This window comes from Agromyces archimandritae, assembly GCF_018024495.1.
Classification (GTDB): domain Bacteria; phylum Actinomycetota; class Actinomycetes; order Actinomycetales; family Microbacteriaceae; genus Agromyces; species Agromyces archimandritae.
In genome coordinates this window covers 2,793,649-2,806,369 of the sequence record NZ_CP071696.1, presented here as the reverse complement: position 1 = coordinate 2,806,369, position 12,721 = coordinate 2,793,649, and the positions used below count along the sequence as shown (strand labels likewise).

At 72.0% G+C, this 12,721-nt stretch carries 11 protein-coding genes and 1 tRNA gene; 1 reads left to right on the top strand and 11 read right to left on the bottom strand.

The window, feature by feature from the left end; all coding sequences use genetic code 11:
• Positions 1 to 4: 4 nt before the first annotated feature.
• The 3 genes from G127AT_RS12865 to G127AT_RS12855 form a co-directional block, all read right to left on the bottom strand.
• Entirely contained in the window at positions 5 to 751 is a 747-nt protein-coding gene (locus G127AT_RS12865) for a PaaX domain-containing protein, C- domain protein (protein WP_210897504.1), read from the bottom strand.
• A 115-nt stretch (positions 752 to 866) separates the two neighbouring features.
• Entirely contained in the window at positions 867 to 2,117 is a 1,251-nt protein-coding gene (gene ilvA, locus G127AT_RS12860) for a threonine ammonia-lyase (RefSeq protein WP_210897502.1), read from the bottom strand.
• On the bottom strand, positions 2,117 to 3,322 hold the full coding sequence (locus G127AT_RS12855; RefSeq protein ID WP_210897500.1) for an AI-2E family transporter: 1,206 nt from the start codon (positions 3,320 to 3,322) through the stop codon (positions 2,117 to 2,119). Before G127AT_RS12855 ends, ilvA begins: the two co-directional genes overlap by 1 nt.
• A 69-nt stretch (positions 3,323 to 3,391) precedes the next feature.
• Here G127AT_RS12855 and G127AT_RS12850 point away from each other — a divergent pair, with 69 nt between their 5' ends.
• Positions 3,392 to 4,603 (top strand): winged helix-turn-helix domain-containing protein, encoded by a 1,212-nt coding sequence (locus tag G127AT_RS12850; RefSeq protein WP_210897498.1) that lies wholly within the window; start codon positions 3,392 to 3,394, stop codon positions 4,601 to 4,603.
• Positions 4,604 to 4,616: 13 nt separating this feature from the next.
• On the opposite strand, the gene G127AT_RS12845 is transcribed toward G127AT_RS12850, so the two are convergent.
• From G127AT_RS12845 to G127AT_RS12810, 8 genes are all read right to left on the bottom strand, one after another.
• A complete protein-coding gene (locus G127AT_RS12845; RefSeq protein ID WP_210897496.1) occupies positions 4,617 to 5,495 on the bottom strand; it encodes a M48 family metalloprotease in 879 nt (292 codons plus the stop codon).
• Positions 5,496 to 5,504: 9 nt separating this feature from the next.
• The gene (locus tag G127AT_RS12840; protein WP_210897493.1) at positions 5,505 to 6,071 is read right to left on the bottom strand and encodes a LemA family protein; all 567 of its coding nucleotides are present in this window, start codon (positions 6,069 to 6,071) and stop codon (positions 5,505 to 5,507) included.
• Positions 6,072 to 6,218: 147 nt separating this feature from the next.
• Positions 6,219 to 7,532 carry a D-arabinono-1,4-lactone oxidase gene (locus tag G127AT_RS12835; RefSeq protein WP_210897491.1) on the bottom strand — a complete coding sequence of 438 codons (1,314 nt, stop codon included), beginning with the start codon at positions 7,530 to 7,532 and terminating at the stop codon, positions 6,219 to 6,221.
• Entirely contained in the window at positions 7,529 to 8,761 is a 1,233-nt protein-coding gene (locus G127AT_RS12830; RefSeq protein ID WP_210897489.1) for an amino acid deaminase/aldolase, read from the bottom strand. Before G127AT_RS12830 ends, G127AT_RS12835 begins: the two co-directional genes overlap by 4 nt.
• Positions 8,761 to 10,017, bottom strand: coding sequence for an MFS transporter (locus G127AT_RS12825; protein ID WP_210897487.1), 1,257 nt, complete (start codon positions 10,015 to 10,017; stop codon positions 8,761 to 8,763). The genes G127AT_RS12830 and G127AT_RS12825 overlap by 1 nt, the downstream gene beginning before the upstream one ends.
• The gene (locus G127AT_RS12820; RefSeq protein WP_210897484.1) at positions 10,014 to 10,613 is read right to left on the bottom strand and encodes a TetR/AcrR family transcriptional regulator; all 600 of its coding nucleotides are present in this window, start codon (positions 10,611 to 10,613) and stop codon (positions 10,014 to 10,016) included. The genes G127AT_RS12825 and G127AT_RS12820 overlap by 4 nt, the downstream gene beginning before the upstream one ends.
• Positions 10,614 to 10,768: 155 nt before the next feature.
• Positions 10,769 to 10,842, bottom strand: a tRNA-Leu gene (locus G127AT_RS12815).
• A gap of 23 nt (positions 10,843 to 10,865) precedes the next feature.
• Positions 10,866 to 12,701, bottom strand: coding sequence for a cation:proton antiporter (locus tag G127AT_RS12810; protein WP_210897482.1), 1,836 nt, complete (start codon positions 12,699 to 12,701; stop codon positions 10,866 to 10,868).
• Positions 12,702 to 12,721: the final 20 nt, after the last annotated feature.

Below are 12,721 nucleotides of genomic sequence, written 5' to 3'. Positions count from 1 at the left end.
CGGTTCAGTCCTTCGTTTCGGGGGTGGATGCCGTGGCGGCGATGGCGGCGAGTTCGTCGCGGTAGGCGGCGTAGCTCCGTCGGAGCCGGGCGGCCGGCCAGTCGGCCGGTTCGAGTTCGGCGGGCAGGACGGGGTCTGCGGCCAGGTGCCGCACGGCGGCCGCGGCCGCGGTGAGTCGGGTCATCGGCCCTTCGGGGCCGTGCAGCACCTCGAGCAGGGTTCGCGCCTTCTCGGCCCACGCGTCGAGGTCCCAGAGCCGGCCGGCGAGCGCCTGGTCGTCATCGGGCACGACCGAGAAGGCGAGGAGGGCGTCGCCGGGGATCGGGGCGGGTTCTCCGAGATTGCCGGGCCGCATCCACACCCCCTCGCGGAGCGGGGCGAAGCGACCTCGTTCGAGCGCGGCGCGCGTGGCCTGGCGTTCGTCGGCGGGCCGACCGCCGCCGGTGGCGACGATCATGCGCCAAGTGCCGGTGTACGCGGCGGGCTCGGGGTGGATGCCGGCCTCGGTCGTCTCGCGACGGGCGAGGTGTCTGGCGGAGAGGGCGTAGACGCCGTCGTTCGCGTCGAGCTCCCCGGCGGCGACCATGCGCGAGAGGGCGACCCGCATGGTCGCCGGGGCGAGGCCGAAGTGCGCGGCGAGGCGGCCGAGGTCGGCGGCGGCGAGCCTCGGCGGGGTGGCGCCGAGGAGGAGGCTGAGTGCGACCGAGCGGGCGCTGAGCGGCGGCATGGTCTCGCCCTGGGGTCGCGCCACGGTGCGCCTCCTTCGCCGTCGAAGCCGGATCGCCGACGTTACTTTCCCACGTCAACTGATTCGATCATGTAACAACGGGCGACGGAACGCAAGCCGCGCGACCGGGCGCAGCGGGTCAGTCCCCGACGATCACCGGGTCGTAGCCGGCTCGCCGCAGCACGTCGACGACCTCCGTGCGATGCTCCGGGCCCCGCGTCTCGACGGCCAACTGCAGTTCGACCTCGGAGATCTGCAGTCCGTGGCCGTGACGGGTGTGCATGACCTCGACGACGTTCGCGTTCGCCTCGGCCACGAGCTCCGAGATGCGCGCGAGCTGACCGGGCCGGTCGGGCAGACCGATCTTCAGCGTCAGATAGCGCCCCGAGGCCTCCAGCCCGTGCGCGACGACGCGCTGCATGAGCAGCGGGTCGATGTTGCCGCCCGAGAGCAGTGCGACCGTGGGGCCCTCGACCTTCGCCGCACCCGACAGCAGCGCCGCGACCGAGACCGCGCCGGCCGGCTCGACGACGAGCTTCGCGCGCTCGAGGAGCACGAGCAACGCTCGCGCGATGTCGTCGTCGGTGACGGTGACGACCTCGTCGACGACCTCGCGGACGATGCCGAAGTTCAGCACCCCCGGGCGGTAGACGGCGATGCCGTCGGCGATGGTCGGGACGACCGGGACGCTCACGAGCTCGCCCGCCCGGAGCGACGCGACATACGGCGAGGCGTGCTCGGCCTGCACCCCGACGATGCGGATCTCGCGCCCGGCCGCACGGGCGGCCTGCTTGGCCGCCGCCGCGGTGCCCGCGATGAGCCCGCCGCCGCCGATCGGCACGACGAGCGTGCCGGCATCCGGAGCCTGCTCGAGGATCTCCAGCCCGAGCGTTCCCTGGCCGATGATGATGTCGCGATGGTCGTACGGCGGGATGATGACCGCCCGGTGCGCCTCGGCGTACTCGGCGGCCGCCTCGAGGGTCTCCCCCACGTTGTCGCCGTGCAGCACGACGCGCGCGCCGTACGACTTCGTGGCCTCGAGCTTGGGCAAGGCCACCCCGACGGGCATGAAGATCGTCGCCCGGATTCCGAGCTCGCGGGCCGCGAACGCCACCCCCTGCGCATGGTTGCCGGCGCTCGCGGCCACGACGCCGCGAGCGCGCTCCTCGGGTCCGAGCCGGCTCATCCGGTAGTAGGCGCCGCGCAGCTTGTACGAGCCGGTGCGCTGCAGATTCTCGGCCTTCAGATAGACCGGCACGCCGAGGCGGTCGGCGAGATAGCGCGAACTCTCCATCGGAGTGCGCCGCGCGACGCGCGAGACGATGCGGCGGGCCTCCTCGAACTCGGCGAGCGCGGGAACGGTGCCGCCGGGGGCTGCTGGGTCGGTCATCACCGATCCTCCTCTCGGGTGAAGGGCGGGTTCTGCGGGACGGTGCGCCAGAGGGGCGACCGGGGTGCGATGGGCGGGGCCTTGCCCTTCCAGCTGCCGCCGGCGATATAGCCGATCATGACGTTCAGCACGGCGACGAAGGGCACCGCGAACAGGGCGCCCGGGATGCCGGCGAGCAGTGAGCCCGTCGCGACCGCGACGACGACGCCGAGCGGGTGGACCTTGACGGCCGTGCCCATGATGAGGGGCTGCAGGACATGACCCTCGACCTGCTGGACGATGAGCACGATCGCGAGCATGATGATCGCGCTCACCCAGCCGTGGTAGACGAGTGCGACGAACACGGCGAGCGCCCCGGTGGCGACCGCGCCGACGATGGGGATGAACGAGCCGAGGAAGACGAGGATCGCGATCGGCACGGCGAGCGGGAGCCCGAGGAAGAAGGCGCCGAGGCCGATGCCGACGGCGTCGATCGTGGCGACCAGGATCTGCACGCGCACGAAATTGCCGAGGGTCGTCCAGCCGGCCCGCCCGGCCCCGTCGATGGCCGCACGCGCCCGCACGGGGAAGATCCCCACGATCCACCGCCAGATGCCCCGGCCGTCGATGAGGATGAAGAGCGTCGCGAACAGCGCGAGCAGGGCACCGGCGAAGATGTGTCCGACGGTCGAGCCCACCGAGAGTGCCCCGGTCAGCAGCACGCCGGAATCCTCCTGCACGACCTCAACCAGCTGATCCACCCACGACTGCAACTGGTCCACGCTGATCTGCAGCGGCGGGCCGAGCAGCCAGTCCCGGAACCCATTCCAGGCGACGACCGATTGCGCGGCCAGCTCGTCGGAGCCGCGCACGACCTGCCAGATCCCGAGCGTCAGGAGCCCGCCGACTGCCGCGAGCGCCGAGATCATGGCCGTGGCGACGGCGAGCCAGCGCGGCCAGCGATGCCGCACCAGCCACTCGGCGAACGGCACGAGCAGTGCGCCGAGAAGCGCCGCGATGAGCAGCGGGATGACGATGAGCCGCAACTGGATGACCAGGTAGACGACGACGGCGATCACCGCGCCGATGAGCAGCAGCCGCCAGGACCACGCGCCGGCCAGCCGCACCCCGTAGGGCACCGCCGCCGTCACGTCCGGCGTCTCCGGCGCCTCCTCACGGCGGCCCGCGAACATTCCCCTGCGCGATCTGCCCCTCGGCTCCGTCATCGTGCCAGTCTACGGGCGGCCTCGCCGGGAGCCGGCCGTGTGTCGGCGGCCGCTGCTAGCGTCGGGATCGTGACGCCCGAACAGCTCTCGGCCGCCCAGGCGCGGCGCATCGCGATCGCCGCACAGGGCCTTGCCGGCCCGCGCACGCAGGCGCCCGGCATCCGCCGCCTGCGCACGACGGCCGAGCGGCTCGCGGTGCTGCAGATCGACTCCGTGAACGTCTTCGAACGCGCCCACTACCTGCCGGCCTACAGTCGCCACGGCGCCTACGACCGGGCCGCGCTCGACCGTCTGACCTACGGCAGGCACGGGCGCATGATCGAGTACTGGGCGCATCAGGCGGCCTTCGTGCCCCGCGAGAACTGGCCCCTGTTCGAGTTCCGCCGCGCCGCCTACCGGGCGGAGGTCGCCGCCGAAGACCACTGGCTTGCCCGGCACGACGCGTTGCGGCGCTGGGTGCTCGCCGACCTCGCGGCGAACGGGCCGCAGCGCGCGAGCGAGCTCGAGCACGATGCCGCCAAGGGCCGCGGCGGCTGGTGGGGCTGGTCGGATGCGAAACGCGTGCTCGAGTGGATGTTCCGCACCGGCGAGGTCGTGTGCGTCGAGCGCCGCCGCTTCGAGCGCGTGTACGCCCTGCCCGAGCAGGTGCTGCCGGGCGAGCTCGTCGGCGCGGGCGTTGCGGCGGACGAAGCGGTCCCCCGCCTCGTCGGGCTCGCCGCCCGATCCCTCGGGGTCGCGAGCGAGGCCGATCTGGCCGACTACTGGAGGATGGGCCGGGCTCCCGTGCGCGCGGCGATCCGCCGGCTCGAGGAGGCCGGCGAGCTGATCCCGGTCGAGGTCGAGGGCTGGAAGAACGGCGCCGGCACCGTCGTCCCCGCCTGGCTGCACCGGGATGCCGCCCGCCCCCGCCGCGTGCGCGCTGCCGCGCTGCTCTCGCCGTTCGACCCGCTCGTCTGGTTCCGCCCCCGCACCGAGCGGCTGTTCGGCTTCCATTACCGCATCGAGATCTACACGCCCGCCGAGCAACGGGTCTACGGCTACTACACACTGCCCGTGCTGCTCGACGACCGCGTCGTCGGTCGCATCGACCTGAAGAGCGACCGCAAGGCCGGGGTGCTGCGCGTGCAGTCGGCCTGGCAGGAGCCGGGCGCACCGGTCGGGCTCGCCGAACGTATCGCCCCCGAGATCCTGCGCGCGGCCGAGTGGCAGGGCCTGGCCGGCGTCGAACTCGCGGGACGCGGCGATCTCTCCCCCGCGCTCGCCGGCGCGCTCCGGGGCTGAACTCAGCGCAGGCTCAGAACGAGCCGCCCATCTGCTCGAGGCGCTTGATGCGCTCGGGCAGCGGCGGGTGCGTCGCGAAGAGCCGGTCCATGACCCCGGGCTTCAGCGGGTCGGCGATCCAGAGGTGGGCCATCGAGGTGTTCTGCCGCTGCATGGGCCGACCGTACTGGCCGAGCTTCTCCAGGGCGCTCGCCAGGGCGTCCGGATGCCTCGTCGTCATCGCCCCGGTGGCGTCGGCGAGGTACTCGCGCTGCCGCGACACGGCCAGCTGCACGAGCGTCGCCACGAGCGGGGCGACGAGCATCGCGACGAGCCCGAAGATCATCACGATCGGGTTCTGGTTGTTGTTGCGGTTGCCGCCGAAGAACGCGAGGCGCATGAGCATGTCGGAGATGAAGCCGACGGCCACGACGAGGCCGAACACGATCATCGACAGGCGGATGTCGTAGTTGCGGACATGCCCGAGTTCGTGGGCCATGACGCCCTCGAGCTCGGCGTCGTCCATGATCTCGAGGAGCCCCGTGGTCGCGGCGACCGAGGCATGGGCGGGGTCGCGGCCCGTGGCGAAGGCGTTCGGCGCCGGATCGGAGATGACGTAGACGCGGGGCATCGGCGTGCCGGTGGCGATCGAGAGGTTCTCGACCGTGCGCCACAGCCGCGGATGCTGCGACTTCTCGGTCACCTCGACGGCGCCCGAGATCGACAGCGCCTGCCGGTCGGCCATGAAATACTGCAGCAGCGCGTACCCGGTGGCCACGACGAGCGTGATGACCACGATCGCGACGTTGTCGTAGATGTAGGCCGCGAGCCATCCGAGCCCCCCGATGATCAGGAGGAAGAGGATGATCGTGAAGACGGTGTTGCGTTTGTTCTTGGCGATCGCTCGGTACATCGGCGGACGCTAGAACTGCACGCGCGGGGGCTCGGCGATCGCCGCCGGCTCCGTCACCTCGAAGAACTCGCGCTCGCGGAAGCCGAGGCCGCGCACGAACAGGGTGTTCGGGAACACCTGGATCTTCGTGTTCAGTTCGCGCACGCCGCCGTTGTAGAAGCGGCGCGAGGCCTGGATCTTGTCCTCGGTGTCGACGAGCTCGGACTGCAGATGCAGGAAGTTCTGGCTCGCCTGCAGCTGCGGGTACGCCTCGGCGACGGCGAAGATCGACTTCAGGGCCTGCTGCATGTGGTTCTCTGCGGCGGATGCCTCGGCCGGCCCCTGCGCGGAGAGGGTCTCGGCGCGAGCCTCGGTGACGTTCTCGAACACGGACTTCTCGTGCGCCGCGTAGCCCTTGACCGCTTCTATGAGGTTCGGGATGAGGTCGGCGCGCCGCTTCAGCTGCACCGTGATGTCGCTCCATGCCTCGTCGACGCGCACTTTGAGCGTCACGAGCGAGTTGTACGTCGCCCACAGGTAGATGCCGACGATGAGCACCAGGGCGACGACGATGATCAGGGGAATGAGCCATTCCATGGCGGCGGTCTCCTTGCCGGAAGTGGGGAGCGGTGCCCCCATCCTAACCGCGTGGTCGGTCGGCCCTGTGGCGTTCCCATGAGACTCGGAGCAAGGCCGAGGGCAGCGCTCGGGGAGCGTTCGGGCGAAGGCCCGAGGGCGGCTTCCTCAGGCGCCGAGCACGCGCTCGAGATAGGGGTTCGCGAAGCGACGCTCGGGGTCGAGCCGCTCGCGCACCTCGAGGAAATCGTCGAAGCGCGGGTAGCGCGCCCGAAGCGAGTCCGCGGTCTGGGTATGCATCTTGCCCCAGTGCGGGCGGCCGTCGAATTCGCGCATGACATCCTCCACCGCGCGGAAGTACTCGGCCGGATCCTCGCGGAAATACCGGTGCACCGCGATGTAGCCGGTCTCGCGCCCGTACGCCGTCGACAGCCAGTTCTCGTCGGCCGCAGCCGCGCGCACCTCGACCGGGAACGAGATCCGCCACCCGCGCTCGGCGATGAGCCGGCGGATCCGCCCGAGCGCTTCGGGCACCGCGGCCAGCGGCAGGGCGTACTCCATCTCGCGGAAGCGCACCGAGCGGTTCGTGGTGAACACCTTCGGCGAGAGATCGGTGAAGTCGCGGTCCCCGGTGAGCTTCTCGACCTGCCGGGCGAAGCCGGGCGTCACCGCCGGTACCGCGCGCCCGAGCGCGCAGATCACCCGGTAGAGGCCGTTGGCCATGAACTCGTCGTCGACCCAGCGCGAGAAGCCGCCGAGCGGGTCGAGCGGGGCGTCGCCCGGCAGGCGCGTGTTCGTCTTCGTGAGCGCCGTGTCGGTGTGCGGGAACCAGTAGAACTCGAAGTGGTCGGCGGCGCGCACGCGCTCCTCCCACGCGCCGAGCACCTGCTCGAGCGGCTCGGGCTGCTCGAGGGCGTGCAGCGCGAAGCGGGGCACGAACTGCAGGGTGAGCTCGACGAGGATGCCGAGGGCGCCGAGGCCGAGCCGCACGGCCGGCAGCAGCTCCGGGTGGTGGGTCTCGTCGACGGTGAGCAGTTCGCCCGTGCCCGTGACGAGGCGGGCGCCCGTGATCTGCGTCGCGATCCCGCCGAAGCCGACGCCGGTGCCGTGGGTGCCCGTCGAGGTCGCCCCCGCGATCGACTGCCGGTCGATGTCGCCCATGTTCGCCATCGCGAGCCCGTAGGGCTCGAGCAGCTCCGGCAGGCGGTGCAGGCGGGTGCCTGCGCCGAGGCTGACGCGGCCCGTTCCAGGGTCGGCGGCTCGCACCCCCGCGATGTCGTCGAGGTCGAGCTGCACACCGGGCGCGAGGGCGATGCCGGTGAACGAATGCCCGGCGCCGACGGCCTTGATGCCGACGCCCGCGCCGGCGGCCGCCTGCACCGCCCGTTGCACGGCCTCGGCGGATGCCGGCCGCTCGACCCGCAGGGGGCGCACCGCCTCGGTACGCCCCCAGTTCCGCCACATCGCACCCGTCGCCGTCATAGGAACGCCCGCCCTTCTCCCCGATACGTCGGGACCGTGTCGACCACCTCATCGCCGTCGACGACGGCGAACGCGTTCAGATGCTCCGAGAGCTCCCCCGATTTCGTATGCCTGAGCCAGACGCGATCCCCCACGCGCAGGCGTCTGGCGGCACGCCCGGTGAGCGGCGTCTGCACCTCGCCGGCCATCTCGCGGCCGACCATCTTCAGCCCGGCCGGCCAGGCCACGAGCGGCAGCCGGTCGGCCGCCGGCGGGCCGGAGGCGATCCATCCGCCGCCGAGCAGCGTCGCATGCGAGGGCGAGGGCTTCCGCACCACGTCGAGGCCGAACGCCGCGGCCGGCGCCGGCGTGAAGTGCGCATAGCCGTCGAAGAGGTGGCCGCCGAAGAGCCCGCTGCCCGCGGCGATCTCGGTGATCGCCGGATCCGCGGCCGTCGCCTCCAGCGAGCCGGTGCCGCCGCCGTTGACGAACTCGAGCTCGGCGTGTTCCCGGACCGCGGCCACCGCGAGCGCGCGTCGTTCGACGAGCTCGGGCATGGACCGCGCCTGCATCCACCGGTTCACGGCGCCGTCGACCGGCCTCCCCTTCGGCCGGTTCACGACCCCGGCGATCTGCGCCTCGTAGGCCATCATGCCCACGAGCCGGAACCCCGGACGCTTCGCGATGTAGGCGGCCAGGGCCCCGGCATCCGCAGGCTCGTGCACGGGCGAACGCCACACGCCGAGGTGCCCGAGCAGCGGCGCGTTCCACGAGGCGTCGAGTTCGAGGCAGACGCGGATCTCGGCGCGCCGGGCCGGTGGCACGACGGCGTCGACGAGGTCGAGCTGCTCGGGCGAATCGACCATGATCGCGATGCGGGAGGCGAGTTCCTCGTCGGCGGCGAGACGCCGCAGGTTCTCGCGCTCGGCGGTCGGATAGCCCACGACGAGGTCCTCGACCGTGTCGGCGAGCCAGAGCGCTTCGCCGAGCGTGTAGGCGAGCACCCCGTGGAAGCCGTCCTGCGCGAGGAGCGACTCGATCACGGAACGCACCCGCACCGACTTGGAGGCGATCCGGATCGGCGTGCCGGCGGCCCGGCGCACCATGTCGGCGGCGTTCGCGCGCAGGGCGCCGAGATGGATCGCGCCGACCGGCGCGTCGAGGCCGCGCGTGGCCCGCGTCATGGCCCCCCAGAATCGGGCCGGCTCCTGCCAGGGGCGCGGATCCCCCGGCCTCGGCTGCAGATCCATCAGGCGACACTCCTCACTCGCGAGACCGCGATCGCACCGGCGAAGGCGAGCACCGCCGACAGCAGGAAGACGAGGGCGAACGAGCCGCTCACGGCGACCGCGACGGCCCCGAGCAGCGGACCGAGCGCCTGGGGCACGGCCGTGGCGATGTTCATGATGCCGAGGTCCTTGCCGCGGCTGGCCGGATCGGGCAGCACCTGCGTGGCGAGGGCCTGATCCACCGAGAGGAAGCATCCGTAGCCGAGGCCGAGGAGCCCGGCGGCGCACATCGCGACCGTGAGATCCGGCACCAGGGCCAGCAGCAGGGCCGCGATGCCCTGCAGGCCCGAGGCGAGGAAGACGAAGGCCTTGCGCCGGGCGAGCCGGTCGGAGAGCCGGCCGAAGACGAGCGAGGCGAGGATCACGAACACCATGTAGATGAGGGTGAGGATGATGAGGTCGTCTTCGGCGTGCGCATCGCCGAGACCGAACATCAGGAAGTACAGCAGCAGGCTCGTGCCGAGCGCGTTGCTGATCGAGACGAGGATGCGGCTCGTGAGGGTCCAGCCGAAATCGGGATAGCGGCGCGGACTGATCCACAGGCTCTGGACGATGCCGCGGGCCGTGACCCGGTCGCGGGCCCGGCCGAGGGGCGCGTCCGGCACCCGCAGGAACGGGATGACGAGGAGGATGAGCAGCACGGCGACCGCGAGATACCCGGCGAAGACGCCGGTGAACACCGTCGTGACCAGCAGCAGCCCCACGATGATGCCGACCGCCTGCGGCGCCGACATCCACCCCGAGACGATGCCGCGCTGGGCGACCGGCACCTGGTCCGAGATCGTCGCCGTGAGCGAGGCGGTCGTGATGCAGAACCCGATCATCGCCGCGACCCAGGCGATGCCGATCTGCCAGATCTCGGTCGCGGCGCCGAGCGCGGTCAGGGCGGCGGCGAAGACGAGGGCGCCGATCGCGATCCACGGCCGCCGCCGCCCCCAGCGCGAAGCGGTGCGGTCGGAGATCGCGCCCGTCAACGGGTAGGCGATGAGGATGAACACGGCCGCGATGCCCGAGACCGCACCGAAGGCCATGACGCTGTCGATCCAGTGCTCGGGATGCAGGCGCGCATCGATCTGCGCGGGCAGCAACAGCTGGATCGGCGTCAGCTGCGCCATCCAGATGCCGAGCCAGGCGCTCGCGAACGCTGCCATCCACTTCCCGCCGACGGGGCGTGTGGGTTCGGCCAGGGCACGGTCTGCGGGGGCTGTGCGGGTCATGGCAGCTCCGCCATTCGGGTGAGGGTGTCGGATGCGGCACGCACGAATGCCTCGGCCGCGGCGTCGTCGCGGTTGACGAGCCAGGTGACGGTGAGCCCGTCGGTGAGGGCGATGAGCACGGACGCGACGGTGTCGACGGGGGCGAGCCAGCGGGCGCCGGTTCGCCGGGCCGCTGCCTCGAGCACGTCGCGGGCCATCTCGGCGTACCTGGCGTACTGTTCCCGGGCGATCGGATGCCGCTCGGGCGAGCGGAGGGCGTACCAGGTGAGTTCGAGCATGGCCTGCTCGCGGCCGGGGTCGGCCTGCAGGTGGGCGAAGTAGGCCCGGAAGCCGGCCTCGACGACCTCGGGGAGGCTGCGACCCTCGGCGAACTCGGGGAGGAGGAGGGCTTCGCGTTCGTCCTGCACGACGTGGGCGATCAGCTCGTCGATGAGTTCGTCGCGGGACGCGAAGGCGTAGTGGAAGCTCGCGAGGCTCATGCCGGCCTCGGCGACGATGGCCCGGGTGGTGGCGTGCGAGATGCCCTCGCGGGCGACGACGCCGAGCGCCGCCTGCACGAGCGCGGTGCGGCGCTCGGCTGCCGGGATCCTCGCCATCCGTGCCCCTTCGCCCAAGTGGGACGATCGTCCCAGTCGCACCAGTATGCACGAACCGCGCGGATCGCGCACCCGCCCATCCGGGGCCGTCACCGCCACCCCGCGACCGACGCGAACGGTTTCGCGCGCACCCGCCCATCCGCGGCCGTCGAAGGTGCTCCCGCAGGGATTCGAACCCTGACTGAAGCGAGTTTAAGTCGCCTGCCTCTGCCGATTGGGCTACGGGAGCCGCTCGGCCACCCTACCGCCGGCTCACGCCGGGGCTGCGCCGGATTCGTCGGCGCCCTCGGTGCGCAGTTCGATGCTGATCTGTTCGGCGTCGAGCCAATTGAGCGCCCAGGTGAGGGTCTCCGAGCCGTAGACGCCCGTGCGACGGGCCCGGTGCAGGGCCTCGCGCTGCGCCTCGAGCACCGCGAGGCGGGCCTCGCGGACGCGCTGCATGGCCTGGCGGGTGGCCTCGTCGTCGGACGGGCTCCGGCGCGCAGCAGGCGCGGCGGGCATCTTGCCCTCGCCCGTCTCATGCCCGGCCGTCTCGTGCTCGGCCGCCTCGCCGTCCGCTTCCTCGCTCTCGGGCGAAAGCTTCGGACCGCCGGCGGCGGCGAGCTTCGCGCGGATGTCGACGCTGAACTCGTCGAGCTTCTCGCGTGCGGCGGCTCCGAGTTCGGCCGACAACCGCGCCCGCTCGCCGACGTCGATGCCGCCGCCGGTCAGCCCGAGCCGGCGTGCGAGCCACGGCAGCGTGCCGCCCTGCAGCAGCAGGCTCGCCGCGGCCACGAAGAAGGCGACGAGGACCATGAGCGAACGCGACGGCGTATCGGTCGGCAGCGTCTGCGCGGCCGCGAGCGTGACGGCTCCGCGCATGCCCGCCCACACGACGATCGTGCCCTCCCGCCAACCGAGGGGTGCGGCCTCGAGGTAGTCGAGATCGGCGCTCATGCGGCGGATGCGTGCGCGGATGCGGCTCATATCGCGTTTCGACGCACGGCGCTCGCCGCCCTTCGGCAGGCTCCCCTCCTCGAGGGCGGCCTCGAAGCGGTCGATGCGCTCCTCGGCCAGCTCGAGGCGTTCCCGCTCCCCGGCCGCGCGTTTCGAGCGGCGCGAGAGCCCCCACACGAGCGGGGCGACGTAGGCGGCCCGCACGAGCAGCACCCCCGCGAGAGCGAAGAGGGCGAGGAGGGCGGCGAAGCCGACGCCCGAATGGTCCTCGCGCACATCGTCGATGAGCGCCTGGATCTCGAGCCCCATGACGAGGAACACCGCGCCCTCGAGCAGCAGTTCGACGAGGCGCCAGTTCTGCGCATCCGAGATCCGGTGCTCGGGTCTCAGGTACCTCGCGGCGCCGTTGCCCGTGACGAGGCCGGCGGTGACGGCGGCGACGAGGCCGGAAGCACCGAGCTCCTCGGCGGGGATCGCGGCGAGGAAGGGCACGGTGAAGGAGATCGCCGTGTTCACCGCGGCGTCGCGCACCCGGTGCCGGACGACGAGGTTCAGCCAGCCGACGACGAGGCCGATCGCCACGGCGATCGCGACGGCGTAGACGAACTGCCCGATGACCTCCCAGAACGAGACGGCGGCCGCCGCGGCGGCGATCGCCGTGCGGAGCAGCACGAGGGCCGTCGCATCGTTCAGCAGGCTCTCGCCCTCGAGCACCGTGATCGCCCGCGGCGAGACGCCGAGGCGTTTGGCGATCTGGGTCGCCACGGCATCCGTCGGGCTCACGATCGCCCCGAGGGCGATGCCGGTGGCCAGGCCGACACCGGGGATGAGCCAGTCGAACAACAGCCCGAGCACGAGCGAACTCACGACGACGAGCAGCACCGAGAGGCCGCCGATGGTGCGGAAATCACGCCGGAACTCCATCGCCGGCATCGAGACCGCCGTCGAATAGAGCAGCGGCGGCAGGATGCCGGCGAGGATCCACTCCGGGTCGAGGACGAACTCGGGCACGGCCGGCACCAGGCTGATCAGCGCACCGACGACGACGAGCAGGAGCGGCGCCGCCACCTGCAGGCGGTTGCCGGCGACGGTCGCGGCGGCGACCACCAGGACGCCGACGACCCCGACGAGCAGGAGCGCAAGAGGTTCCATGCGCGCTCCTCGGCTCGACG

Excerpts from the sequence above, each read along its gene's own strand:
- G127AT_RS12840 (WP_210897493.1), bottom strand. The coding sequence starts at position 6,071 with ATGGAATGGCTCATTCCCCTGATCATCGTCGTCGCCCTGGTGCTCATC.
- ilvA (WP_210897502.1), bottom strand. The coding sequence starts at position 2,117 with ATGACCGACCCAGCAGCCCCCGGCGGCACCGTTCCCGCGCTCGCCGAG.
- G127AT_RS12830 (WP_210897489.1), bottom strand. The coding sequence starts at position 8,761 with ATGGATCTGCAGCCGAGGCCGGGGGATCCGCGCCCCTGGCAGGAGCCG.
- G127AT_RS12810 (WP_210897482.1), bottom strand. The coding sequence starts at position 12,701 with ATGGAACCTCTTGCGCTCCTGCTCGTCGGGGTCGTCGGCGTCCTGGTG.
- G127AT_RS12835 (WP_210897491.1), bottom strand. The coding sequence starts at position 7,532 with ATGACGGCGACGGGTGCGATGTGGCGGAACTGGGGGCGTACCGAGGCG.
- G127AT_RS12845 (WP_210897496.1), bottom strand. The coding sequence starts at position 5,495 with ATGTACCGAGCGATCGCCAAGAACAAACGCAACACCGTCTTCACGATC.
- G127AT_RS12825 (WP_210897487.1), bottom strand. The coding sequence starts at position 10,017 with ATGACCCGCACAGCCCCCGCAGACCGTGCCCTGGCCGAACCCACACGC.
- G127AT_RS12855 (WP_210897500.1), bottom strand. The coding sequence starts at position 3,322 with ATGACGGAGCCGAGGGGCAGATCGCGCAGGGGAATGTTCGCGGGCCGC.
- G127AT_RS12820 (WP_210897484.1), bottom strand. The coding sequence starts at position 10,613 with ATGGCGAGGATCCCGGCAGCCGAGCGCCGCACCGCGCTCGTGCAGGCG.